This is a genomic window from Devosia sp. MC1541 (genome assembly GCF_012847305.1).
Taxonomy (GTDB): Bacteria; Pseudomonadota; Alphaproteobacteria; order Rhizobiales; family Devosiaceae; genus Devosia.
Window position 1 is genome coordinate 113,351 of the sequence record NZ_JABBDZ010000004.1, and the last position, 18,899, is coordinate 132,249.

Annotated in this window: 36 protein-coding genes and 1 tRNA gene; 24 read left to right on the plus strand and 13 right to left on the minus strand. The window is 56.8% G+C overall.

Annotation, left to right across the window (positions count from 1 at the left end; genetic code table 11):
* Positions 1-85 precede the first annotated feature (85 nt).
* Positions 86-427, plus strand: a complete 342-nt coding sequence (locus HKD40_RS06610) for a hypothetical protein (protein WP_169194947.1) — start codon at positions 86-88, stop codon at positions 425-427.
* Between the two features lie 97 nt (positions 428-524).
* Here HKD40_RS06610 and HKD40_RS06615 read toward each other — a convergent pair whose 3' ends face one another.
* Positions 525-842: a hypothetical protein gene (locus tag HKD40_RS06615; RefSeq protein ID WP_169194948.1), complete on the minus strand. Its 318-nt coding sequence runs from the start codon at positions 840-842 to the stop codon at positions 525-527.
* Between the two features lie 290 nt (positions 843-1,132).
* Between HKD40_RS06615 and HKD40_RS06620 the strand changes: the two genes are divergently transcribed.
* Positions 1,133-1,420, plus strand: a complete 288-nt coding sequence (locus HKD40_RS06620; RefSeq protein WP_169194949.1) for a hypothetical protein — start codon at positions 1,133-1,135, stop codon at positions 1,418-1,420.
* 515 nt (positions 1,421-1,935) lie between these two features.
* On the opposite strand, the gene HKD40_RS06630 is transcribed toward HKD40_RS06620, so the two are convergent.
* From HKD40_RS06630 to HKD40_RS06660, 7 genes are all read right to left on the minus strand, one after another.
* Positions 1,936-2,466, minus strand: a complete 531-nt coding sequence (locus HKD40_RS06630; RefSeq protein WP_169194951.1) for a hypothetical protein — start codon at positions 2,464-2,466, stop codon at positions 1,936-1,938.
* A 163-nt stretch (positions 2,467-2,629) separates the two neighbouring features.
* A complete protein-coding gene (locus tag HKD40_RS17835; protein WP_169194952.1) occupies positions 2,630-3,952 on the minus strand; it encodes a DNA cytosine methyltransferase in 1,323 nt (440 codons plus the stop codon).
* Positions 3,949-4,569 carry a YdaU family protein gene (locus HKD40_RS06640; RefSeq protein WP_169194953.1) on the minus strand — a complete coding sequence of 207 codons (621 nt, stop codon included), beginning with the start codon at positions 4,567-4,569 and terminating at the stop codon, positions 3,949-3,951. Before HKD40_RS06640 ends, HKD40_RS17835 begins: the two co-directional genes overlap by 4 nt.
* Positions 4,566-5,126: a helix-turn-helix domain-containing protein gene (locus HKD40_RS06645; RefSeq protein ID WP_169194954.1), complete on the minus strand. Its 561-nt coding sequence runs from the start codon at positions 5,124-5,126 to the stop codon at positions 4,566-4,568. Before HKD40_RS06645 ends, HKD40_RS06640 begins: the two co-directional genes overlap by 4 nt.
* Positions 5,123-5,347 carry a hypothetical protein gene (locus HKD40_RS06650; RefSeq protein WP_169194955.1) on the minus strand — a complete coding sequence of 75 codons (225 nt, stop codon included), beginning with the start codon at positions 5,345-5,347 and terminating at the stop codon, positions 5,123-5,125. The genes HKD40_RS06645 and HKD40_RS06650 overlap by 4 nt, the downstream gene beginning before the upstream one ends.
* The gene (locus HKD40_RS06655; RefSeq protein ID WP_169194956.1) at positions 5,340-5,522 is read right to left on the minus strand and encodes a hypothetical protein; all 183 of its coding nucleotides are present in this window, start codon (positions 5,520-5,522) and stop codon (positions 5,340-5,342) included. Before HKD40_RS06655 ends, HKD40_RS06650 begins: the two co-directional genes overlap by 8 nt.
* A gap of 78 nt (positions 5,523-5,600) precedes the next feature.
* Complete coding sequence (locus tag HKD40_RS06660) at positions 5,601-5,978, minus strand: hypothetical protein (RefSeq protein ID WP_169194957.1); 378 nt, start codon at positions 5,976-5,978, stop codon at positions 5,601-5,603.
* A 41-nt stretch (positions 5,979-6,019) separates the two neighbouring features.
* On the opposite strand from HKD40_RS06660, the gene HKD40_RS06665 reads away from it, so the two are divergent.
* Positions 6,020-6,313 (plus strand): hypothetical protein, encoded by a 294-nt coding sequence (locus tag HKD40_RS06665; protein ID WP_169194958.1) that lies wholly within the window; start codon positions 6,020-6,022, stop codon positions 6,311-6,313.
* On the opposite strand, the gene HKD40_RS18025 is transcribed toward HKD40_RS06665, so the two are convergent.
* Genes HKD40_RS18025 through HKD40_RS06680 form a run of 4 tightly spaced genes read right to left on the minus strand, consistent with a single transcriptional unit; the run spans position 6,310 to position 7,505 of the window.
* Complete coding sequence (locus HKD40_RS18025) at positions 6,310-6,441, minus strand: hypothetical protein (RefSeq protein ID WP_282567881.1); 132 nt, start codon at positions 6,439-6,441, stop codon at positions 6,310-6,312. The genes HKD40_RS06665 and HKD40_RS18025 overlap by 4 nt on opposite strands.
* 1 nt (position 6,442) lies before the next feature.
* The gene (locus tag HKD40_RS06670; RefSeq protein WP_169194959.1) at positions 6,443-7,003 is read right to left on the minus strand and encodes an HNH endonuclease; all 561 of its coding nucleotides are present in this window, start codon (positions 7,001-7,003) and stop codon (positions 6,443-6,445) included.
* Positions 7,003-7,281, minus strand: coding sequence for a GapR family DNA-binding domain-containing protein (locus HKD40_RS06675; RefSeq protein WP_169194960.1), 279 nt, complete (start codon positions 7,279-7,281; stop codon positions 7,003-7,005). The genes HKD40_RS06670 and HKD40_RS06675 overlap by 1 nt, the downstream gene beginning before the upstream one ends.
* Before the next feature lie 2 nt (positions 7,282-7,283).
* Positions 7,284-7,505 (minus strand): Cro/CI family transcriptional regulator, encoded by a 222-nt coding sequence (locus HKD40_RS06680; protein ID WP_169194961.1) that lies wholly within the window; start codon positions 7,503-7,505, stop codon positions 7,284-7,286.
* A gap of 47 nt (positions 7,506-7,552) precedes the next feature.
* Between HKD40_RS06680 and HKD40_RS06685 the strand changes: the two genes are divergently transcribed.
* The 20 genes from HKD40_RS06685 (at position 7,553) to HKD40_RS06775 (ending at position 18,050) form a co-directional block, all read left to right on the plus strand.
* The gene (locus tag HKD40_RS06685; RefSeq protein WP_169194962.1) at positions 7,553-8,281 is read left to right on the plus strand and encodes an XRE family transcriptional regulator; all 729 of its coding nucleotides are present in this window, start codon (positions 7,553-7,555) and stop codon (positions 8,279-8,281) included.
* A 471-nt stretch (positions 8,282-8,752) separates the two neighbouring features.
* On the plus strand, positions 8,753-9,397 hold the full coding sequence (locus HKD40_RS06690; RefSeq protein ID WP_169194963.1) for a DUF433 domain-containing protein: 645 nt from the start codon (positions 8,753-8,755) through the stop codon (positions 9,395-9,397).
* Positions 9,398-9,417: 20 nt separating this feature from the next.
* On the plus strand, positions 9,418-9,807 hold the full coding sequence (locus HKD40_RS06695; protein WP_169194964.1) for a DUF5615 family PIN-like protein: 390 nt from the start codon (positions 9,418-9,420) through the stop codon (positions 9,805-9,807).
* A 111-nt stretch (positions 9,808-9,918) separates the two neighbouring features.
* Entirely contained in the window at positions 9,919-10,131 is a 213-nt protein-coding gene (locus tag HKD40_RS06700; protein ID WP_169194965.1) for a hypothetical protein, read from the plus strand.
* A gap of 246 nt (positions 10,132-10,377) precedes the next feature.
* Positions 10,378-10,863 (plus strand): hypothetical protein, encoded by a 486-nt coding sequence (locus HKD40_RS06705; RefSeq protein ID WP_169194966.1) that lies wholly within the window; start codon positions 10,378-10,380, stop codon positions 10,861-10,863.
* A gap of 282 nt (positions 10,864-11,145) precedes the next feature.
* Complete coding sequence (locus HKD40_RS06710; RefSeq protein WP_169194967.1) at positions 11,146-11,460, plus strand: hypothetical protein; 315 nt, start codon at positions 11,146-11,148, stop codon at positions 11,458-11,460.
* Between the two features lie 5 nt (positions 11,461-11,465).
* Positions 11,466-11,690: a hypothetical protein gene (locus HKD40_RS06715; RefSeq protein WP_169194968.1), complete on the plus strand. Its 225-nt coding sequence runs from the start codon at positions 11,466-11,468 to the stop codon at positions 11,688-11,690.
* Entirely contained in the window at positions 11,687-11,857 is a 171-nt protein-coding gene (locus HKD40_RS06720) for a hypothetical protein (protein WP_169194969.1), read from the plus strand. The genes HKD40_RS06715 and HKD40_RS06720 overlap by 4 nt, the downstream gene beginning before the upstream one ends.
* Complete coding sequence (locus HKD40_RS18030; RefSeq protein ID WP_282567882.1) at positions 11,854-11,982, plus strand: hypothetical protein; 129 nt, start codon at positions 11,854-11,856, stop codon at positions 11,980-11,982. Before HKD40_RS06720 ends, HKD40_RS18030 begins: the two co-directional genes overlap by 4 nt.
* Positions 11,983-11,986: 4 nt before the next feature.
* On the plus strand, positions 11,987-12,967 hold the full coding sequence (locus tag HKD40_RS06725) for a hypothetical protein (RefSeq protein WP_169194970.1): 981 nt from the start codon (positions 11,987-11,989) through the stop codon (positions 12,965-12,967).
* Positions 12,967-13,866, plus strand: a complete 900-nt coding sequence (locus HKD40_RS06730) for a recombinase RecT (protein WP_169194971.1) — start codon at positions 12,967-12,969, stop codon at positions 13,864-13,866. The genes HKD40_RS06725 and HKD40_RS06730 overlap by 1 nt, the downstream gene beginning before the upstream one ends.
* 55 nt (positions 13,867-13,921) lie before the next feature.
* Complete coding sequence (locus HKD40_RS06735) at positions 13,922-14,398, plus strand: hypothetical protein (protein ID WP_169194972.1); 477 nt, start codon at positions 13,922-13,924, stop codon at positions 14,396-14,398.
* Entirely contained in the window at positions 14,395-14,613 is a 219-nt protein-coding gene (locus HKD40_RS06740; protein ID WP_169194973.1) for a hypothetical protein, read from the plus strand. Before HKD40_RS06735 ends, HKD40_RS06740 begins: the two co-directional genes overlap by 4 nt.
* The gene (locus HKD40_RS06745; protein WP_210257041.1) at positions 14,610-15,092 is read left to right on the plus strand and encodes a hypothetical protein; all 483 of its coding nucleotides are present in this window, start codon (positions 14,610-14,612) and stop codon (positions 15,090-15,092) included. The genes HKD40_RS06740 and HKD40_RS06745 overlap by 4 nt, the downstream gene beginning before the upstream one ends.
* Positions 15,089-15,391 (plus strand): hypothetical protein, encoded by a 303-nt coding sequence (locus tag HKD40_RS06750; protein WP_169194974.1) that lies wholly within the window; start codon positions 15,089-15,091, stop codon positions 15,389-15,391. Before HKD40_RS06745 ends, HKD40_RS06750 begins: the two co-directional genes overlap by 4 nt.
* Entirely contained in the window at positions 15,388-15,738 is a 351-nt protein-coding gene (locus HKD40_RS06755) for a DUF2493 domain-containing protein (RefSeq protein WP_169194975.1), read from the plus strand. Before HKD40_RS06750 ends, HKD40_RS06755 begins: the two co-directional genes overlap by 4 nt.
* Positions 15,731-16,105, plus strand: a complete 375-nt coding sequence (locus tag HKD40_RS06760) for an HNH endonuclease (protein WP_169194976.1) — start codon at positions 15,731-15,733, stop codon at positions 16,103-16,105. The genes HKD40_RS06755 and HKD40_RS06760 overlap by 8 nt, the downstream gene beginning before the upstream one ends.
* Complete coding sequence (locus tag HKD40_RS06765) at positions 16,102-16,734, plus strand: Lar family restriction alleviation protein (RefSeq protein WP_169194977.1); 633 nt, start codon at positions 16,102-16,104, stop codon at positions 16,732-16,734. The genes HKD40_RS06760 and HKD40_RS06765 overlap by 4 nt, the downstream gene beginning before the upstream one ends.
* Position 16,735: 1 nt before the next feature.
* Positions 16,736-16,966: a hypothetical protein gene (locus HKD40_RS06770; RefSeq protein WP_169194978.1), complete on the plus strand. Its 231-nt coding sequence runs from the start codon at positions 16,736-16,738 to the stop codon at positions 16,964-16,966.
* Between the two features lie 46 nt (positions 16,967-17,012).
* On the plus strand, positions 17,013-18,050 hold the full coding sequence (locus HKD40_RS06775) for a tyrosine-type recombinase/integrase (protein WP_169194979.1): 1,038 nt from the start codon (positions 17,013-17,015) through the stop codon (positions 18,048-18,050).
* A gap of 54 nt (positions 18,051-18,104) precedes the next feature.
* On the opposite strand, the gene HKD40_RS06780 is transcribed toward HKD40_RS06775, so the two are convergent.
* Positions 18,105-18,180: transfer RNA gene (locus tag HKD40_RS06780), tRNA-Trp, on the minus strand.
* A gap of 155 nt (positions 18,181-18,335) precedes the next feature.
* Between HKD40_RS06780 and HKD40_RS06785 the strand changes: the two genes are divergently transcribed.
* A complete protein-coding gene (locus HKD40_RS06785; RefSeq protein ID WP_169194980.1) occupies positions 18,336-18,848 on the plus strand; it encodes a hypothetical protein in 513 nt (170 codons plus the stop codon).
* The last annotated feature ends 51 nt before the right edge of the window (positions 18,849-18,899 follow it).

Genomic DNA, 18,899 nt, shown 5'->3' on the forward strand with positions numbered 1-18,899 from the left:
CTGGCCCACGCCAGATTAACGTGTGTCTTTTGCCATCCCAGCCCATTCTGCTATCGTTGTGACTGCAGTATTACTGGGAGGAAACATGATCACCATTAGTGACCCGTCAAAAATGCTCGTGAGGCCCGAAGCAGTTGCGGCCAGTCGCGCGGCAAAAATTCTTCACAACTCGATCAAACAGTTTTCGGATGGGCTAAAAAACGAAACCGACTTGGTCGGGGCAACAATTATTGGATCGAATATTGAGCCATTCGTTGTCAGAGTCATTACCTACAAGGATCCGGACTGGCTGATTGTTGCCGGTCAAGATGCTAACGGCAACCCAGTTAGGCTGGTGCAGCATTACACGCAGGTAGGGCTCTTGTTGACGGTGATACCCAGCACGGAAAAAAGAACGCGCATTGGCTTTCACGAGTGGAGTGAATAGTCAGCCTACTTTTCAAGGATGTGCGCAGCGCCTACACAGCCTTGAAAAGCAGGGCGACCCGCGATTAAGCAGGCCGTCCGAATTCAATCAGAAATGGCTAAGCCCACGTTCGGCCCGGGTCGTAATGCAGGCGCGCACTAGCAAAGTCGAAAGCAGCCGGAAGCTTCACGAAACTCGGATGAGCGGCGTCTTCATCATCGCCGCCCGGAGTGAGGAAAGCGAGCTTGGTTGGCAGCGCCTTGTGCTCGCAGATAACGAAAGCCGGAGCTTGGAAATCAGGAACGGCGATGTCGATGGAGTGAGAGGGCAGTTCGAGAACGCAGATGTCTGGCGCAGGATCTGCCATTGCAACGGGCGCGAAGGCCAGTGCGCAGACAGCAACAAGCGCCGCGCCAATGAAGGTGCGGATGTGCATGTTTGCCTCTATGTTGTGGGGTAGACAAAAAAGAAGGCAGTCGCCTAAGCAGCTGCCCTTAAGTTAGCGGTGTACAACTTTGGTGTGTCCCCCAAAGCCGCCAAAAAATTTAGACTTCCAGCAAGTCAAATCACTTGGCGCGATTACCGCTAGTACCTGAATCATACTCGGCCGTGCTCCGCCGTCAATAGTATTCTCTCGCTTTATGTCATGCGCGTCTGCTGCGCATCTGGATCGCTTCCCCGTCTCAAGAGTTTACACATTCGAAAAATATCGATGAGTTGTCGGATATGACCAAAAAACCAATGATCGGCGTTGTGTTGCCCCGCAGCTGGGAGAAAGCGCACTATGGTCGAGGAGGTAAATTGGGTGAACTTGACACCTATCTTACGAATGAGTTCCCAGACTTTGAGATTAATACTGATCTGTATGCGGACGAGCCAAATGAGGCACTTACAGTACTGTCACTTGCGAGCGATGGGCTGACGATAAACTCCGAAGTACCAGAGGCAACGCTTGACGCGATCAGTGATGCGATCGAAAGTTACTTTGCGCCTAGCCTTTCGCCATCGAACTGAATGGAAGCCCGCAGCCATCTTACAAACGTTTAGTCTCGCAAGGTGATTTTGCCTAAATTAGGCCGCACGTGTCGAGTGATTGACGTTCACCCACCCGCTAGCAAAAGTGCCCGCAAATGCCCTCCAAAACCATCACTCGGACAAATCTGACGACAGTCGCCTACGCCGCTTGCCACTTGAATGGGGATGAGGTTAAGAGCCTGGTAAATCGCACGATTGAACTTATTGCAGAAGCTATAGTTAGAGATCAGCGTGTCAAACTTTCATCATTTGGGACATTTGAGGTGCGATCACGCAAGGCCCGCATGGGGCGTAACCCCTCAACGCTCGAGCCTGCACTGATAGAACCCCGCTCAGTTGTGGTTTTCGTGCCCAGCATAGGTCTGCGAACTAAGGTTCAGAACGTTCGCGGAAGCTGACTTTCTTCGCTGTTCGTGAGGCGAGGCAGTACTGGGAAAGACACTGCTGAAGACTATTGAACTCATTGGAGGGCCATCGACCCTCACTCGCTTATATCATTTTGGCGGCTGAAATTTTGATTTCAGTTTAAAATGCGTGGCCAAGTCGTCCAGAATTTCGAAAAGATCTTGTTTTGCTCGCGCTCTTGTTCTTGCGCTCATCCCTCGGTGGGTGAGGCTCTGATCATGACAGACAACGCGTTCGATTAGGTTCGAACGGATCATGCCTAGGAACTGAGCGGCACGGCGGTAGGTTTCTAACGCATCGGCAACCGAAGCCGTCAGCACATCTTCACGCGGCCCGCTGGTGTCGACTTTGACCGCGGCATAGTCCACTGCCCTAGCCCCGCCGATCTGTGCCCGATCATAAGCATTGCGATATTTTGCGGCCGCCATGATCTGGAGTTCTGAAACGCCCTCTAGCCGTGCCAGCCCGCCGATGTATTCGACAAGGTTCATCTGCACCATGACCTTGCCCACGTTCGGCCCGGATTTGATCTGGCGCTGATGGTAGAACTCCGCATCGCTCATAGAAGGGTCTTGGATCAAGCGAGCGGCGATAATCCGTTTAGAAGTCTGTTGGCTCATCTCGTTTCCCCTTCGGTCGGCTCTGGCTGCTCTTTGAGAATTATCTGGACTTCGGTCCAAGCTTTGCAGGCGGCGGCGTAGTTGGCTGGCCTCCACCATTCGCGCATCTTGGCTAAGAGACGCTTCCGCCAGTCTCGGTGCCATTCGAGTTCTTGCTCTGGGGTCATGCTGCGGCTTCCCGCTCTGCAATGGCGTCAACCATCGCAATTCGAGCCCCGATCACACGCATGACGTTCACGGCCATACTGTTGCCGAGGGCTTTGTATCGAGGGCCATCGGCAGCAACTTTTCCGCGATAAGGAATGGCAGTGAAGTTGTCGGGGAAACCCTGGAGGCGTTCACACTCGGTTGGTGTCAAGCGACGAACCGCCCATGCCTGCTGGATATAGTCGCCGCCCTGATTGCCCCCCACCGGCCCGCCAGCCATGATAGGCTGCGCAACTTCCACGGGCCGCGCCTTGTAATCCTTGCCGCTGTTCTGTGGCATGATTGACCACGCGATAGCCGGCGCGTGAGCGCCCGCAGCAAGCGGATGACAAGGATCACCCATTTTCGGCACGCTGCGGTTAGCCTTGCTGGTGATCTGCGTGGTGTCGAAGGCTATTGCCCCGACGCCCAAGCCCCCCCGCCCGCCGCTCGGCGTCAGGATCGCGTTCGCTGTGCCGTCCTGCCGTGTTTCGAGCGAAGGGCCATCAGCGCGCCCGCGCTCCATCATAACGATAGGCTGCGCAAGCAACGTCTCCGTCTCCGCGTCGAGGCTCTGTTGTCCGCGGGCAGTAAGGCAATAGCCCACGTCGCCAGAGTTCGCGATCAAGCCTGCATCGAGGTCGAAGTCGGTTCCAAGTCCGCCACCGCCTTTAGTGCGCGCGCTAATTGTGGGGGCAACTCTTTGCCCCGTTTGCCGGCACGGCGCAGGATCCCCGCGCAGGCTTTGGCCGTCAAATAGTACCGCTGCGGCACGGCGCCAGTCTCCAAGATATCCGACAACGAACACACGGCGTCGGCGTTGTGGGACCGCCCACTCATATCCATATGCTCGACAGAACTGAGCGTCCAGCACTCGGTAGGCGAACCCATACCCGAGTTCTGCCAACCCCCGGAGGAAGGTGCCAAAGTCCCGTCCTCCATTGCTGGACAGAACACCAGGGACATTCTCCCAGACCAGCCAGCGGGGCTGATATCGTGCAGCAATGGCAAGATAGGTGAGCATGAGGTTGCCGCGAGGGTCAGCCAATCCGGCTCTGAGGCCTGCGATCGAGAACGACTGGCAGGGAGTTCCTCCGACAAGAAGGTCAATTGCATGATCTGGCCACTCCTGAAACTTGGTCATGTCCCCAAGGTTCGGGACGGTTGGGTAATGATGATCGAGAACGTTAGAAGGGAACTTCTCGATTTCTGAGAAGAACGCCGGCTTCCAACCGAGCGGGTGCCAGGCCATGGTTGCGGCTTCAATGCCAGAACAAACGCTTCCGTATGTGAGGCTCATGCTGCAACTCCCATCGAGCCCCTGGCCTGCTCGACAACCTCGGCAGGGAAAACCTTGAACTGCAGGAACGCAGGAACCTTCTCGCCCATCGCCGCCTCACAGGCTTTGAACAGGTCTTCATCGGCCCATCGATCTAGCCGAACGCCATCGTTTCCTTCGCCCTTTTGAGAAGAAGAAAAATCGCCCTTAAGAACTGAATTTTGATTTTGATTTAGAACCGCGCCCGCGTGCTGGAGCTTAGCTGGCCTTACAGCGTTGTTTCTGCTGATGTTGGTGCGATTTTCGGCAGTTTTTGCGCCGCCTTTTCTTCCACTTTCAGCGCGTTCTTGAGCATCTTTCGCGCCGTTTTCGATCTCTTTTTCTGCTCGTTCGTTGGTGAGATAGCCGTTTACGACATGAATTTTGCCGAGGCTGATCAGCCTTTCGCGGATCGCGTTCCACTTGCGAACGGAGCAATTGCACACGCCAGCAATGTAGCGAGGCTCATCAGGAACTGGACCGCCGCGCACATACATCAGGTCGAGTACGAGGCTGTAAGCGCCCTTCTCTTCCAGAGTGAGCCCAACGGTTCCTGCAATGAAGTTGTCGGGGAAGCGACGATACCAAGGGCGGCTCATGGCTGCTGTGCCTCCATGCGCTTCTTGTGCTGCTTGATGCCGTGAATGACCGTTGTGTGGTCTTTCCCGCCCAATCGCCGCCCGATCCCAGCTCTAGACAAACTCGTTTCAGTGCTCAGGCGGTACATGGCTTCTTGGCGCGCGCGAACCACTGGCTGGCTCTGCTGCGCACTTAGCATCTCGGCCACGGTGAAACCGTGCGCCAATGCAACAGCTTCGATTATCCCGTCTACGCTGGCAGTCTTCTGGCTAGGCGCCTCGTTAGCCCTTTCCAGACGATCATTCTCACGGCGCAGCTCGTGCAGCCGAGTTAGTTCGCGCCGATAACCCGCCCGAATGGCACGCTCGACTACGCCGCTAAGACGCGCGTCGCTGCGGCCTTCCAGTAGCTCCACAATCTTTGCATCGACGCTCTTGAGTGTGATGCCAGCGACCATCTTCCCGACGACCTGCTCTAGCTCGCGGTCGGAGACAATCAGCGCCCGAACTACTGGCTTTGCAGGCTCCATGCCAAGGCGCTTGCGGCGGGCCAAGTGTTCCATTGCTATAGCGTTCATCGCTCTGCCCCCGCGTATGGAGCGCGCTGCGGCGTCTGGGGGCGCGAGCGCTGAGCCAGGGTTGAGTAAACTTCTGCCTCGGTCATGTGCAGGCGTTCCGCGATAGACACGGTATCCAAGCCCATGTGAAAGAGCGGAGCCACTGTGCTCAATGAGCGACGAAGGCGCTCGCGGCGCGCAGCAGCGCCATATGGTTCAATCGTTGATAGCGCCCTAGCCATGTTTCACCGCCGATCTGAAATACGCCGGCACGTATTCGCCCTTGCTGGCGAGCTCGTTGGCGAGCTTAAGGTTGGTGTCGCTGTCAGTGAGAGCCTTGGCGGCTTTCTTTGAGCGGCTGAACACGAGCTGCGGCTTTGCACGGAAGGCGCGCATGAGGCGGCGAAACAGTTTCATTCACTTCCCTCCTCGGGCTTAGGTCGGTTGTTTGGAAGGCTGGTCGGGTTCATTTCCTCGGCGTCGGCGAGAAGCGCTTTAGCTTCCGCCATCCACCTGTTCGCCAAGATCAAGCGCTCCTGCTTGGGCAAGGAGTGCTTCGAGGCGAGCAACTCGCTCCTTGAGGGCTTGGAGTTCATTCAGGTTTTCCCTCTCAATGACTTCTTCAGGCAATTTGAGCAGGGCGAGGATCGCTTCTAGTTCATCCACTCGCGGCGATAAGCTTTCCTCGGCGTACCAATAGGACGCCAAGCGACGGGCTTTCATGCGGAGGATGGAGGCGAGCTTATTCTTGCGCCACTCGTGGTTCATCGTCGGCCAACGCTGGACCGAATAAGTACGCAATTGGACCGCCAACTCCGGCGGGTCCGGGAACTTGTAGAACTTTTCCATTTGGTTGGAGAGCCTCGGTGTCATGGTCGGATTGCCCCCGAACCGACACGAAGGAAAACACTCTTATGGTTGAGATCAGCGATGAATTGAGAAGCAAGCTGATACTCATGTTTCCCAAGCTGGAGGCTGATGCCGAAGGCTTGGGAAAGTCGGATGCGAGCAGCGGAAAGCGCGCTCAGCGAAAAGGGTTGGGCCAGTGCGAGGGAGGAGGAGAACGCACCGGCCCCACGGCTGCGCGGGGAGGAAACGCGAGCCGAATGGACAGATTGAATGTCACGACGACGAGGAAAGGCACCCACCTGCGCATCTATCGCTTGGTGCCTTTGCTTGCGATCGTATTTGAGAGCGAGGGCCATTAGATGCCCCCGCCCGTAGCGTTGAGAATGACGGCAGCGACCAACAGAACGGCAAAGCCAGCTAGGGCAGCGAACGCAAAGCGCAGCGTACTGTCCGATGGTGCGGGAATGTTGGTGGAGCGGCTGCGCATGTTACGCGGCCTCCAACGGGATATGGGACCACGACTTGCCGCTCACGATGCTGCACACCGTCGCGTGATGCAGTCCGTACTCTTTGGCCAGATCCGATATCTTCTTAGCCACCAGACGGTTTTTGATGGCCCGATACTCTCGGCGAAGTGCGATTACGTCAGCGTCGGTCAGTTTGGCTCTTGGATTGTCCTGACCAACGCCCGGGGCGGTTCCGTGGACCTTCATGTCCCCATGATTTTCTTTGCGCGTGGCCCAGCGCAATTCGCTGTAGTGCGCGCATACTCGCGAGCCGTTGTTGTGCGCTACTTCGTGACGCTCACTTGGCGCAGGACCAATGAAAGCTTCAGCCACGAGCCGATAATCGGTGACGTGGTGCTTCTGTCCTTCGGTATTGGTCAGAACGTAGCGACGATAACCATCGGCATCCACGAAGCCCTTCAATCGCTCGCCCGCAGAGCCCCCGTGAACATCCACGGCGCGACGAACGTCACCCCACTCGGACACTTCAAAGTTTGGGAAACGCGGACATGAGCGCCATTGCATCGCATGAACTTCACCCATCACGCAGCCTCCTTACGCGCGTTACGCGCGAGGGCCGCGCGGTAAAGGTCGACAAGTGCTTCTGTTTCCTCGACTTCTGCCGCCTTGCCAGCGTCTGCCGCCAAGCGTTCGGCGCGGAATGCAGCGCGGGCGATTTTGGGGTCCAGCCCCTGACCTTTCAGCTCAGCCATGAGTTCCTTCATGTCCGCCGAAACTTCGTCCTTCTTGTCTTCCAAGTTGGACCAGCGGCGGAACGCGCTTTGGATGATTTCGTCTGCAACGCTGTCTTCTACGGCCATGGCTATGCGCTCTCCTGCTCTGGAGCTGTGCTGACAAATATCTTTGAAAGGTCTGGGCGCAGTTCGTGGCGCGAGATGCCAGTGACGCGCTCAACGTCGATCACCCGATCATGAGGAACTTGCCTCCACTGGGAGATCGCTTGCGACGTGATGTTACCAAGCGCCTTCGCGAGACCCGCAGGACCGCCAAGCGCCTCTTTTGCTCGTTCAAGTGGTGTTTCCATACACGAATGAAAGCATTTCTTTCATTTCAATGCAAGCATAACTTTCAGTGCATGAAAGGAGCGCTTTCGCCATTATTCGCTTCATGAAAACCAAAGGCTCAAGAATCCTCGCCGTTCGGCAGAAACTCCAGCTCACTCAATCTGCGTTTGCAGACATGCTCGGAGGCGTCACTCGGGGTGCGGTAGGAAACTGGGAACGCGATCAGGGCATCAAGGAAGAAAACCTCGAGCTGATCAGCGAACGCACCGGTGTATCTTACGAGTGGCTTGCAACCGGTCGCGGCGACATGGACCCGTCGCAGAACGTAGCGCCAATTCCTCGCCCTACTAACCTGGTGCGCATTCCAGACCTGAACTTGTTCGGATCCTTGGGCGGCGGCGGCCTGCTGGAAGTCATCAGCGGCGTCGATAATGGGATGCCGACCGACCCGGATCAGCTACGCGGCTTCTGGACGTTCCCTGAATACATGGTGAGCGCGTTTCGTAATGGACGCGGTGTCTATGCTTGGGAAGTTCGGGGCGACAGTATGGAGCCGACGCTTGCTGGCGGATCAGTGGTGTTCGTTGACACAGAGCAGAACCAGCTGCCGCCAGACGACATCTACGCGCTCGATGCTGGTGATGGTCTTGTGGTAAAGCGCCTGCGACTTGTGCCCCGCTCGCCGCATATCGATGTCATTTCAGACAACAACGAACGCTACCCCACTGACCGGCTATTGCGAGAAGATGTCCGAGTATACGGGCGCATAATCGGCTGGTTCCAGTGGAGGAAATAAAATAAGTAGGCTTCTCTGAGTAGAATAACGACGACTTATTGAACACTCACGAATATTCACGAGATCAGGATGAATTCACACAACACTCAAAAGCCTGCACTCTGGAAGCCGATAGTAGGCGTACCGGCTACAGCCATCCTCGGGGGATTTGGGCTACTGGGCGTCTTTCATTCATGTTCCACACTTATGAGCGGCTCCGTCTATCAAGTCCAAACGGAAGGCATGTTTATTGGCTCGTCCTGTATCATACTTGCATATTTTGCTTATCGTTTCTGGGTGAGTCCGTCATTTCCTAAGAGCAAGTTAAAGCAGCGCTGAGGGGCGCTTGGGAGGGGATAGAGCAGCGTATGCAGTGCTTGCGGCTATTGGGTGGAAAGAGGACGTAAACCACGAAGAGGCTAATCACGCGCCTAGCTGATATTTGTGTTTCGAAATGTCCTCGCGCGCGTTACGATCCCTTAGTGATACGACATGAAAAAGCAAGACCAGAAAACGACGGTAATCTCGGCCTTTACCGAGGATCAAGTGGAGAGACTCACCGGCATTAGTGTGACACAGTTGCGCTATTGGGACCGGACGGGCTTCCTTGCGCCCAGTCTTGCCAACGAAAATCGCAGACTTCCCTACAGCAGGCTTTACACCTTCCGGGATCTAGTTTCCCTAAAGGTGCTCAATGCGTTGCGCAATGAAAGCAAGGTCAGCCTGGCGCACCTTCGAGACGTTAAGGAGCGACTGGCTCATCTGGGGGATGATATTTGGGCCAGTACAGTCCTGTATGTGCTGAATAAGCAGGTCGTTTTCCATAACCCTGATACCGGAGCGCTTGAGGAAGTTGTTTCCCAGCAAGGCGTATTGAGCATCCCGCTCAAGGTTGTGGCGGGAGAACTGCACGCCGCCGTAGATGCGATGAGGAAGCGCGAAGGCTCCGAAGTGGGTCAGATCGCACAATCAAGGAATGTCGCCCATAATCAGCAGGTGATCGCTGGTACGAGAATCCCTGTCAGGAGCATCAAGGCCTTCGCGGATGCGGGTTATTCGGTCGAGCAAATCATCGAGCAGTATCCCTCGTTAACCCGCGAAGACGTTGAAGCAGCAATAGCACATAAGGCAGCGTGACCAGAAGAGCTCAGCAATCAATGCGGTTTATGCTGGATGCTGGAGCCCCGGTATCCGTCGCAAATGCGATTCGAGAACGAGGTCACATCGCTATCCTGTACAACGAGGTTCTGGCAGAAGGCATTTCCGACACGGTCGTTTGTGAAACTGCGCTTGCAAACGACGCAATCTTGGTGGCCATCGATAACGATATGAACCGGATTGCCCGAAGTTACGGAAAGCCGCTGAAAGACGACCGCTTCAAAGCGCTCTGCTTCCTCGGCATAAGTTGCGGTGAGGTGCAGGCAGCAAACCGTATCGCCCAAGCATTTTCGCTAATCGAATTGGAATGGGATTTTAGATGCGAAAAGCCTGCCGCTCGCCGGTTGTGGGTCGAGATTTCAAATCATATGATCCGCACAAACCGATAGGAACTGTCCAACACACCGCCCTACCCCAGCCCGCGCCGACGGGCTTTTTTCTTGTCTCAATATTCGATTGGAGTCACGATGCTATGCCCGCAATAGCACGGAGGAACTCCCATGGACGAGGAAAACCAGATCCACGAGGTAGAGGTGTCTAGAAACGGAACTACATATAAGGCCACCTACTTCGTGGAGAACGCGATGATCCACGCGAACATCAACGGCAAAATGGTCAGCAGGAGCGTAACGACAATTCCGCCTCGACTGGCTGCTATTTATCTCCTTGAGGCTGAGATAGATGGCCTTCCGCTTGCCGATAACAAGCACTAAAGCAGGGCCGCATCTCGCATTAGTCCAAAGTATTATATAGGGCTCTGAGCCCACCGCCTAAGCTCAAGGTGTTGACCTCCAAAGGATTTCGACACAGAGAGCCCGCCTATACCCCCACAGGCGGGCTCTCGAGCAATAGTCGGATGATCAGGCCCCGCCATTGTGCGGGGTTTTTCTTTGCCTATGGACTCTTGGGCCGAATTCGTTGTTGTCTAGAGCAGCGCTGAGGGGCGCTTGGGAGGGGCCATGAAATACGTCAAACATGTTTTTCGAACCGCCATTGGTGCGATATTGGGAATTGTGAGCGGTATTGCTCTCATACCTGCTTTCGCGGCCTTTGGTGACGGCAACGGAAATACCTCCTGGGTCTTCTTCGTCGTCGTAGGGATTGGGGCTTTGCTCGGCTTCTTTGCCCCTACAATCCGGCGAGCCTTTGGCCGTGGCTTCCTTCTGGCTGGCGTTAGCGTGCTAGCACTTCCGCTGTCCATGATGATGCTCTCAGGCCGGGTTGCAAGCGACCTGATGCAGGAGAGCGGTAATCAAGTTGGCACAGCAATAGGTGCAGGCATCGCAGCCACAACAATGACTGGCATCTCTGCTTTTATCGGCATCATAGGGGGTGCAATCCTCCTCATAGTAGGACTGGTGTTGTCTTTAGGAGGTCGGCGAGAAGTGATAGTGGTTCAGCACCCAGTAGAGCCCAATCGAACACGACATGAGCCGTCGCTCTAACTACTTTTGCATCTAATTCCGGGCTGGACGGCTGGACTGTCAGTATTGCGCGGAGCAGCTCAATCGCTCTGATAACCTCAACCCCGCCATTGCGCGGGGTTTTTCTTTGCACCGCGCACCTCAGCGCCTCTGCGCTGACACCTGCTTATAGCACCCTGCACTCTAAAATGAAAGATTTGCTTTCTTTCGGGTTGAAAGCAAGTGAAAGATATGCTTTCATCATTTCATCAACCGAGCCCGAAGACGCAAACGCAGATCGGCTCAATAGGAGGATGAAGAGAAATGGCCAGCGACCTGATCCCAATCGAACGACTGACGACCGGCGTTGAAATCATCGTTCCAGATTTCGGCTCCGCAGAAGTCTACGGCGTTGAGTTCGATGGCGTTGACTACATCGTGCAGTATTGCACCGACGACGCTGCTGGCTGGGATGCTCTCGACACCTTCACCGTGCCTGCTGGCGGCTCTGTTGAGCACGCTTACAAGGGTGAAGCCCCTTGGCATCGCGACCGCGCCGCTATCACCGATATGGAATGGGAAGCGCTGGCCGAGGCTATGGCCGCAAGCCCTGCCCCTACCCTCATGGCTGCAGAGTGATGGCGATGAAAGCTACCCGCGAACGCAAAGAGAGCTTCATTCTCAGCTTCGGCAAGCCAGTGGTTAGCGGCAATGACGCCGTATCCGACCTGCTGCGCACTCACGGCCTATCGCTTTTTGATGATGCCGCGATCGACGAAATGGTTGGCCAGCTGATCGACTGTGCCCGCCGCGCCATCAAGCGCAACATTCAGAACCGGCGCGCCTATCAGCGTGAGGCTGCGGCATGACCCTCACCCCATCCGAACAAGCCCGCTTTGACGAGGCACAGGAAGCAATCAAGCGCGCTTCCAAGCCTCTTTGGTCAGAGCGTCACAACCTCGCGGAACTCCGCCGCATCAACCCCGAACAGGCAGACCGGACAGCGGACGCCATCGCGAAGGAATACCCAGCATGACCGCCCGCCAAGAGCCCCGCCCCCTCACATTCCGCGAACAGATCATCGGAGCCGCAGGCGAAGTCGTCCTGATGCTCACTCTGTTCCCCGCTCTCTTCCAACTCGCTCACTGGCTACGAGGATAAGAAAATGTCTCAGGTACACCCCGACTACGCTTATTGGTCCAACGCCCTGGCTGGCAACCTCGGGCCAATCTCCGATGGCGATCCGCAGTGCGGTTTCTATCGCCGCCGGTTGTTCAAGGACGGCCCTTTCGTGCCGGTCGCAATCTGGAAGCAGGACGGCGCGTTCGTTGCGCTTGTCGACGGCAAGAGTGCTGATGCTGCCGATATCTGGACTTGGGTCTGCGACAAACCAATCACCGAAGCTGAGTATCGCAAGGTCACTGGCGGCGGCGAGTGGTCTGACGAGCCGCGCAAGGCAACGGTGCCGAGCAACATGCCGGCCGACCCGTTCGAAGCGCTCAAGATTGAGTTTGCGGCCGAACAGGAAGTCGCGGCCGAGTTGCTGGCAAAACCCGTCACAGATCAGGCACACGCTGACCAGATCGCAGTTCTGACCAAGCGCCTGTCTGGCATCAAGTCCAAGGCAACGAACTTGCACAAGGTTGAAAAGCAGCCATTCCTCGACGGCGGCCGCGCTGTTGACGACAAGTTCCGCGACCTCAAGGAAGAGCCTGACACCCTCACCAAGAAGCTTAAGCGGCACATCGACCCATTTCTGCTCGAACAGCAGCGCATGGAGCAGGAACGCCAACGCAAGGCCCGGGAAGAGGCAGAGCGCAAGCAGCGTGAAGCCGACGAAGCGGCCGCCAAGGCTGCGGCCGCGAATGACGACAGCGCGGCGAAGGAAGCTGAGCGCCTCGCCAACGAAGCCGCACAGGCAGAGCGCGACGCGCAGTCACGCAACGCCGCTGCTGGTCGCACTGGCGCCAAGGTTTCGCTTCGCACGTTCGTCTCTGCACAGATCACCGATTTCGACGCTCTGCTTATGGCGCTCAAGGATCGGCAGGAAATCCGCGAAGTGGTCGAAAGCCTCGCCAATCGCGCTGCAAAGTCCGGCGTCGAGCTTCCCGGCATGAAGATAGCTTCTGAGCAAAGGGCTGCATAATGAACCATCTCGCCCCAATCTCTCGCACCAACAGTGCCGTTAACGTTATCCTGCCGGAAACGATCGATGATATCTGGCGCATCGCCAAGATGGCGGCCGTTGGCAAAATGGCCCCCAAGTCACTGGTGGAAGGCAAGGCTCAAGATGAGGCTATCGCCGCGTGCGCCATCGCCATTATGGCCGGGGCAGAGCTTGGCCTTACCCCGCTTATGGCTCTGCGCTCCTATGCAGTGGTGAACGGTCGCCCTGCGCTGTGGGGTGATGGGCTCAAGGCTGTGGTGCGTCAGTCCGGCCGCTGCGAGTTCATTCGAGCAGGCGGCGACCTCACAAAGGGCTGGTGTGAGGCTAAGCGCAGCGACACGGGCGAAGAAATGCGGCGCGAGTTCACTTGGGAGCAAGCGCAGCGTGCTGGGCTCGCAACCAAGACCGGCCCTTGGCAACAGCACCCAGACATGATGATGGAGCGCCGCGCAACTGCACGCTGCCTTAACGATCTGTTCGCGGACGTTCTCGGCGGCATCGTTAGCCAAGACGAAGCGCACGACAGCGAGCCATTCACCGACGAGCCACGCGTTGTAACGCCTCCATCCCCACCAACACCGCCAAGCCCCACAATCATCGAAGCCGACGAGCCAATTGCTGACGAAATCCCAGAAGCTGTAACCGGCGAGCAGGACTTCGACGCGGCCACCTTCTTCGAAAGCCTCGAACTGGCAATGGCAGGCGCTCACACCGCCGACGCCGTCGAGGAAGCATGGGCAGAGATGGACGTGGAAGCCACGCTCACCAGCGACGAACTCAATCTCGATATCGCGACCAAGATCAAGCAGCGGGCGATGAAGCGCGTTTCGACGCCAACTCCGCCATCGCCTGCGCAAGCGAGCCTCTTGGCCGAGTAACCCCATTCCTCTCAGGGACAGGGCGCAGTCTAACAAACGGCCCTGATGTTTTCTAATGACCGTCTACCGCACATGCAAAGGCTGCGTCTTTGGGAATGGCCCATGCGCAGAGCGAGCCAAGCTCAAGAAGTCGCTGGCAGGACTGGGCCTCACCTCGATCAAGTTCAAATGCGATTGGCGGCGTCCAATGTTCGCTGCTGGCGAGCCTGTGCGCGCTTGCGTGACCGGATATTGGGATGAGGAACGTGTAAACGCGCATGTTGAAGGTCATGTTGTCAGAGTGGCAGCGGGTGGCCGCGTGGTTGTTTATGTGCGACCCGATCACTTCAAAGAAGTCTTTGATACAGACGAAGGACCAAAGTCGAACGGCTACTTCAAGCTTTCTTCGCAGCACATTCAAAAGCGCGAAGGCGTTCATGCCTCGTGTTGCTCCGAATGCTACTCGCTGAGCGATATCGCAGGCCATGAGGACTGGTGCAATCGTCACCCAGACGCCAAGGCGCACCAACGCAGCCTTGGGATCTACGCATGACCCTCGACACCATCACCCAGCACGTAGAGCTAGTAACGAAGGTTCAGAGCCTTTGTAGGCAGGCGAAGGAAACCAAGAGCCGGGACACCCTTCTTGAGGTTGCCGCCCTACTAGATAGCGACGAGGTACGAGCGCTCAACCGTGAAGTGCGCCTGAACCTGCAGGCAGCCTATCGCGATGCTTACGGCGCTGTGACGGGAGGGATGGCAGCATGACGCAGCGCATCATCAAAACCCCGGCTGACCTCGAAAAGCTGATTGCCTTCCTGCGCGCCCGCAAACACCCGTTCACCATCGATATAACCGATGGACGGGACCGCAGCGCAGAGCAGAACCGCCTGTCCCAGAAGTGGTACGCCGAAATCGCTGAGCAGACCGGCGAAGACCGCGAAGAGGTTCGCGCCCGCTGCAAGCTCGAAATCGGCGTTCCGATCATGCGCGATGCATCCGACAAATTCCGCGAAACCTATGACCGCCTCGTGCGCCCTCTCGTCTATGCCGACAAGCTGGCGTTGATCCGAGACACCGACATGCCGGTAACGCGGCTGATGAGCGTCAAGGCCATGACCAAATACATGGACCTTGTTCACCAGCGCCATGCCGAGGCGGGCATTGATCTGACCATTCCACCCGACAAGTACGCCTTCAATCCAAAGCACGGCGTCAAGTTCCAGGATGAGAAGGAAGCAGCGTGACGCACAAAGCGACCGGACCAATCAGCCCCGAAGAAATGCAGCGCATCGCCGCCCTGCCCTACGGCATGGCCGCTGTCGAACTGCGGAAACACGATCCGCTATTCGGCAAGAAAGAAGGCGACAAGCTCGAATGGCGAGTGCGCCTGTCTGGCACGGGTTCAATCACAGCAACGACCATTGTCGAGGCATCCAGCGAAGCAGAGGCGATGGATATCGCCGAGTGTAGAGCGTCGCATGAGTTCGACTGGGAAGTCTCGGATTGTGATCAGTTCGAAGCGCAAGAGGCAGAACCAGTATGAGAGTTCTCGTCTGTGGTGGCCGGAATTACGACGACCATGCCCGCGTTCGCGCTGTGCTGTCGAAGATGCACGAGGCTAAAGGCATTGACGCTCTAATCGAGGGCGGAGCAAACGGCGCTGATCGTCTAGCCCGCCAATGGGCTGATGCCTTCGCCGTCACTGTCGAAACATACGAAGCCGATTGGGAAAACCAAGGCTCATTCGCAGGGCCAGCCCGCAATACTCGGATGCTCAACGAGGGCCAGCCAGACTTGGTTATCGCCTTCCCCGGTGGACGAGGCACTGCCGACATGGTGCGGAAAGCTCGCCGTGCTGGCGTCGAGGTGGTGGAGATAGCTCATGCTTGAGCTTGTCCCTCACACCAAGCGCAGGGGCATGACCAAGGCCCGCGCAGCGAAAATCTTCCTCGCTCACAACGGCAAGTGCTGCAACTGCGGCCAGCAAATCCGTCCCGGTGAAAAGTGGTTTGTCGAGCACCCTACCCCGCTTGCTCAAGGCGGCGCTGACGACGACACGAACACTGCGCCGGCACACACCAAATGCAAGGCGGCTAAGGACGCGACCGATGCTGCCAAGAAAGCAAAGCGTGACCGCATCGTTACCCAAGGCTGGGACAGGCCGAAGCGCTCTCAACTCCAATCCAGAGGCTTTGCAAAGGCTCAGCCGCAGAAAACAGCAACCCGCCCTCTCGTTCGCAGGAGTGAACAGGTATGACCGACAAGATCAGTGACGCCGCAGCATATGAAGCCTACTGGCCCGGTGCAGGCTCGATCAGCAGTCACACTGCCGTAACGCGTTCTAAGCGAGAAGCTGAGCAGTGGGCGGAAGAAGGCGCTGAAATCACCTGCCTCGACAAGCGCAGCGCCTCCCATCCATTGCAGTCAGTGCTGGATAAGTTTCCGGCGACAGACAAGAACGGCCCATCGGTCCTGATCGGCTACACAAACTGGCGCGGCGAATATAGCGAGCGCGAGATTGTACCGATTTCCCCTTGGTACGGCTCAACCGAATGGCACCCAGAGCCGCAATGGCTTCTCAAAGGTTGGGACGTTGCCAAGGGCGCTGAACGCGATTTCGCCATCAAGGATATCGGCTTCAAGCCCGCCCTCGAAAGCACACCTGTACCAGTGAGTGACAGCATCAAAGAAGAACTGCTCCCCTGTCCGTTCTGCGGCGGCGGGTCGGTATCGGTTCACGGCCCGTGTGGAGCGTTGGGGGCGTGGGTTGCGTGCACCTCATGCGGTCTCGAAACGCCGACTGAAACAGGCGTCACTGCCGAACAAGCGTTCGCGTACTGGAACCGCCGCGCTCCCGCCCTCTCAGCAGCTATGGGAGGTAAGTGAGATGGGGGTGCTGCCAATCCCAACCAAGCGCATGCTGAACAAGGCAGAGGCCGCGAACTACTGCGGCTTTGAGACAGGCTCTGCCTTCGCGGCGGCTGTACCGGTCGCACCAGTTCAGATCGGCTCGAAGATGCTCTATGATCAAAAGGCTCTGGACGCATGGCTCGATCAATTGAGCACGCCAGCAGAGCGCAAGCGCGGCTTCGCGGAGCGTGTATCTCGTGCGGGTTAAGATCAAAGGCATTCAGCGGTTCAAAGATAGGCACGGCAAGGTGCGAATGTACCACCGCGCCAGCCGCACGCCTATTCCCGGCCACCTTACCGGCGCGGCGCTCGCTGCCGAAGTTGACCGCCTAGACAAGCTACACAAAGCCAAAGAACCACAGCCTGGCACCCTTCGCCTGCTCGTCATCGACTACCGCACGCACAGCGACCATTGGGGTGGCCTTAGAGAGCGCACCAGAGCCGATTACGAGCGCGTGCTCAAATGGATCGGAGAAGATGGCTTAGATACGCCCCTGATCGACATTACAGCGCCTGACATTGCCTTTCTGCGAGATAAGGCCAAGCTTGATCACGAATACAAGTTCGCAAACCAGTTTCTCACGACGCTAAAGCAGATCCTTCAACATGGCGTCGACAAAGGTTTCGTCGCTTCCAACGAAGCCGCCAAGGTTGGCAGAGCGCAGAAGCCAAAGCCGGAATACTCAGCCGATATCGACAGCGACGAGGACGAAGAGGCCAACCGCCCTTGGACTGCGGAAGAGCGTGAATACGTTCTCGCCAATGCGCCGCCGCATATCCTTTGGCCGGTCGCCATCGGCTTATTCCATGGCGCTCGACAGGGCGATATCCTGCGCATGAGCAAGAAGGCTTACGCAGAAGGCCGGTTGAAGTGGCGAGCATCAAAGAACCGCAAGCTGATGGATCAGCCGGTTTCACCCATCCTCGCTGCGATCCTCGACACGATACCGCCGAACGAAGCAACAACGCTGGTCGTGAACTCCAAGGGTAAGCCTTGGACTGGCAGTGGCTTCCGCGCGTCATGGCGGAAGTGGAAGGCTAAGGCTGAGGAGGAAGGGCACATTGGACCCGATCTAACGTTCCACGGAACGCGCCATGCGGTCGCTACAGAATTGCGCGAGGATGGCTGGGAAGATCGTGACATTGGCCTGCAATTGGGCCAAGATTCGGTTGCTATGCCGAAGCATTATTCCCGCCGTGCTAAGCAGGAACCGAAGAAAATCGCTTTGATGGAATCGGTTCAAAAAGCGAACAAAAGTGTCAAACCTCGGTCTAAAGTTGTCAAACCTTAGAATTTGAGGGACCGGCAAAAGCCGGTTTTATCTAACGATTTCAAGTGGAAGGCCTGGCAGGGGCTGGGGGACTCGAACCCACGACCCTCGGTTTTGGAGACCGATGCTCTACCAACTGAGCTAAACCCCTTCAGGCAAGGAGGTGTTTACTGAAAGGCTTCGCGGGATGCAAGGGGCTCAACGCGTCTTGCACAATCTGTTGAGGAAAACTCAATAGGATTGAGGCACATAATAGCCCAGAAACCCAAGCCTGCCGGGCGTTACAGCGTGTTGTGGAGAACTCTAATGCGTGCCATCGGATTGTCTTTGTTGATGTTTTCCCTCGCCACCCCAGTGCTGGCAGGCTCGCCTTCCTGGTCATTCTCTCGCTCCTACAGCGACCAAACCTGCATTGCCGAGCTCAAAACCGGCTCAATGCGCGTCGGCATCATTGCCAATGTCGATGGTACTTATAGCGGCTTTATGCGCTCTCCCACGCTCCCACATACCACAGCAGTCACTTGGCAAGTGAAAGGTCACCCTTGGCAGAAGACTGACGGCTATTTTGATCGCGCCAACCGCGCTGTCATTCTCCCGGGCCTCAATCCACGCCTTCTGACTGAGCTCGCCCGTGGCAACCGCTTCGATCTTTATGTGCATGGCACCGGCGCGCGCCAGAACGCACTCGCCATCGGCACAACCAATCTGAGCCTCAAGGGCTCAGGCCGCGCTATTGCCCAACTGGCCTCCTGCGCCACTTGGAACACCTATGGCGTACCAACCACAGTGCTTTATTCTGGTTCAGTTTCAAGACAATAAGCATACTTGCCGGAATGGTGCTAAAGAAGTATCGGGACCACGAAGAAGTTC

What these genes read in the sequence shown, in the direction of transcription:
- HKD40_RS06610 (WP_169194947.1), top strand. Translation starts at nt 86, where the DNA reads ATGATCACCATTAGTGACCCGTCAAAAATGCTCGTGAGGCCCGAAGCA.
- HKD40_RS06615 (WP_169194948.1), bottom strand. Translation starts at nt 842, where the DNA reads ATGCACATCCGCACCTTCATTGGCGCGGCGCTTGTTGCTGTCTGCGCA.
- HKD40_RS06620 (WP_169194949.1), top strand. Translation starts at nt 1,133, where the DNA reads ATGACCAAAAAACCAATGATCGGCGTTGTGTTGCCCCGCAGCTGGGAG.
- HKD40_RS06630 (WP_169194951.1), bottom strand. Translation starts at nt 2,466, where the DNA reads ATGAGCCAACAGACTTCTAAACGGATTATCGCCGCTCGCTTGATCCAA.
- HKD40_RS17835 (WP_169194952.1), bottom strand. Translation starts at nt 3,952, where the DNA reads ATGAGCCTCACATACGGAAGCGTTTGTTCTGGCATTGAAGCCGCAACC.
- HKD40_RS06640 (WP_169194953.1), bottom strand. Translation starts at nt 4,569, where the DNA reads ATGAGCCGCCCTTGGTATCGTCGCTTCCCCGACAACTTCATTGCAGGA.
- HKD40_RS06645 (WP_169194954.1), bottom strand. Translation starts at nt 5,126, where the DNA reads ATGAACGCTATAGCAATGGAACACTTGGCCCGCCGCAAGCGCCTTGGC.
- HKD40_RS06650 (WP_169194955.1), bottom strand. Translation starts at nt 5,347, where the DNA reads ATGGCTAGGGCGCTATCAACGATTGAACCATATGGCGCTGCTGCGCGC.
- HKD40_RS06655 (WP_169194956.1), bottom strand. Translation starts at nt 5,522, where the DNA reads ATGAAACTGTTTCGCCGCCTCATGCGCGCCTTCCGTGCAAAGCCGCAG.
- HKD40_RS06660 (WP_169194957.1), bottom strand. Translation starts at nt 5,978, where the DNA reads ATGACACCGAGGCTCTCCAACCAAATGGAAAAGTTCTACAAGTTCCCG.
- HKD40_RS06665 (WP_169194958.1), top strand. Translation starts at nt 6,020, where the DNA reads ATGGTTGAGATCAGCGATGAATTGAGAAGCAAGCTGATACTCATGTTT.
- HKD40_RS18025 (WP_282567881.1), bottom strand. Translation starts at nt 6,441, where the DNA reads ATGCGCAGCCGCTCCACCAACATTCCCGCACCATCGGACAGTACGCTG.
- HKD40_RS06670 (WP_169194959.1), bottom strand. Translation starts at nt 7,003, where the DNA reads ATGGGTGAAGTTCATGCGATGCAATGGCGCTCATGTCCGCGTTTCCCA.
- HKD40_RS06675 (WP_169194960.1), bottom strand. Translation starts at nt 7,281, where the DNA reads ATGGCCGTAGAAGACAGCGTTGCAGACGAAATCATCCAAAGCGCGTTC.
- HKD40_RS06680 (WP_169194961.1), bottom strand. Translation starts at nt 7,505, where the DNA reads ATGGAAACACCACTTGAACGAGCAAAAGAGGCGCTTGGCGGTCCTGCG.
- HKD40_RS06690 (WP_169194963.1), top strand. Translation starts at nt 8,753, where the DNA reads ATGAAAAAGCAAGACCAGAAAACGACGGTAATCTCGGCCTTTACCGAG.
- HKD40_RS06695 (WP_169194964.1), top strand. Translation starts at nt 9,418, where the DNA reads ATGCGGTTTATGCTGGATGCTGGAGCCCCGGTATCCGTCGCAAATGCG.
- HKD40_RS06700 (WP_169194965.1), top strand. Translation starts at nt 9,919, where the DNA reads ATGGACGAGGAAAACCAGATCCACGAGGTAGAGGTGTCTAGAAACGGA.
- HKD40_RS06705 (WP_169194966.1), top strand. Translation starts at nt 10,378, where the DNA reads ATGAAATACGTCAAACATGTTTTTCGAACCGCCATTGGTGCGATATTG.
- HKD40_RS06710 (WP_169194967.1), top strand. Translation starts at nt 11,146, where the DNA reads ATGGCCAGCGACCTGATCCCAATCGAACGACTGACGACCGGCGTTGAA.
- HKD40_RS06715 (WP_169194968.1), top strand. Translation starts at nt 11,466, where the DNA reads ATGAAAGCTACCCGCGAACGCAAAGAGAGCTTCATTCTCAGCTTCGGC.
- HKD40_RS06720 (WP_169194969.1), top strand. Translation starts at nt 11,687, where the DNA reads ATGACCCTCACCCCATCCGAACAAGCCCGCTTTGACGAGGCACAGGAA.
- HKD40_RS18030 (WP_282567882.1), top strand. Translation starts at nt 11,854, where the DNA reads ATGACCGCCCGCCAAGAGCCCCGCCCCCTCACATTCCGCGAACAGATC.
- HKD40_RS06725 (WP_169194970.1), top strand. Translation starts at nt 11,987, where the DNA reads ATGTCTCAGGTACACCCCGACTACGCTTATTGGTCCAACGCCCTGGCT.
- HKD40_RS06730 (WP_169194971.1), top strand. Translation starts at nt 12,967, where the DNA reads ATGAACCATCTCGCCCCAATCTCTCGCACCAACAGTGCCGTTAACGTT.
- HKD40_RS06735 (WP_169194972.1), top strand. Translation starts at nt 13,922, where the DNA reads ATGACCGTCTACCGCACATGCAAAGGCTGCGTCTTTGGGAATGGCCCA.
- HKD40_RS06740 (WP_169194973.1), top strand. Translation starts at nt 14,395, where the DNA reads ATGACCCTCGACACCATCACCCAGCACGTAGAGCTAGTAACGAAGGTT.
- HKD40_RS06745 (WP_210257041.1), top strand. Translation starts at nt 14,610, where the DNA reads ATGACGCAGCGCATCATCAAAACCCCGGCTGACCTCGAAAAGCTGATT.
- HKD40_RS06755 (WP_169194975.1), top strand. Translation starts at nt 15,388, where the DNA reads ATGAGAGTTCTCGTCTGTGGTGGCCGGAATTACGACGACCATGCCCGC.
- HKD40_RS06760 (WP_169194976.1), top strand. Translation starts at nt 15,731, where the DNA reads ATGCTTGAGCTTGTCCCTCACACCAAGCGCAGGGGCATGACCAAGGCC.
- HKD40_RS06765 (WP_169194977.1), top strand. Translation starts at nt 16,102, where the DNA reads ATGACCGACAAGATCAGTGACGCCGCAGCATATGAAGCCTACTGGCCC.
- HKD40_RS06770 (WP_169194978.1), top strand. Translation starts at nt 16,736, where the DNA reads ATGGGGGTGCTGCCAATCCCAACCAAGCGCATGCTGAACAAGGCAGAG.
- HKD40_RS06775 (WP_169194979.1), top strand. Translation starts at nt 17,013, where the DNA reads ATGTACCACCGCGCCAGCCGCACGCCTATTCCCGGCCACCTTACCGGC.
- HKD40_RS06785 (WP_169194980.1), top strand. Translation starts at nt 18,336, where the DNA reads ATGCGTGCCATCGGATTGTCTTTGTTGATGTTTTCCCTCGCCACCCCA.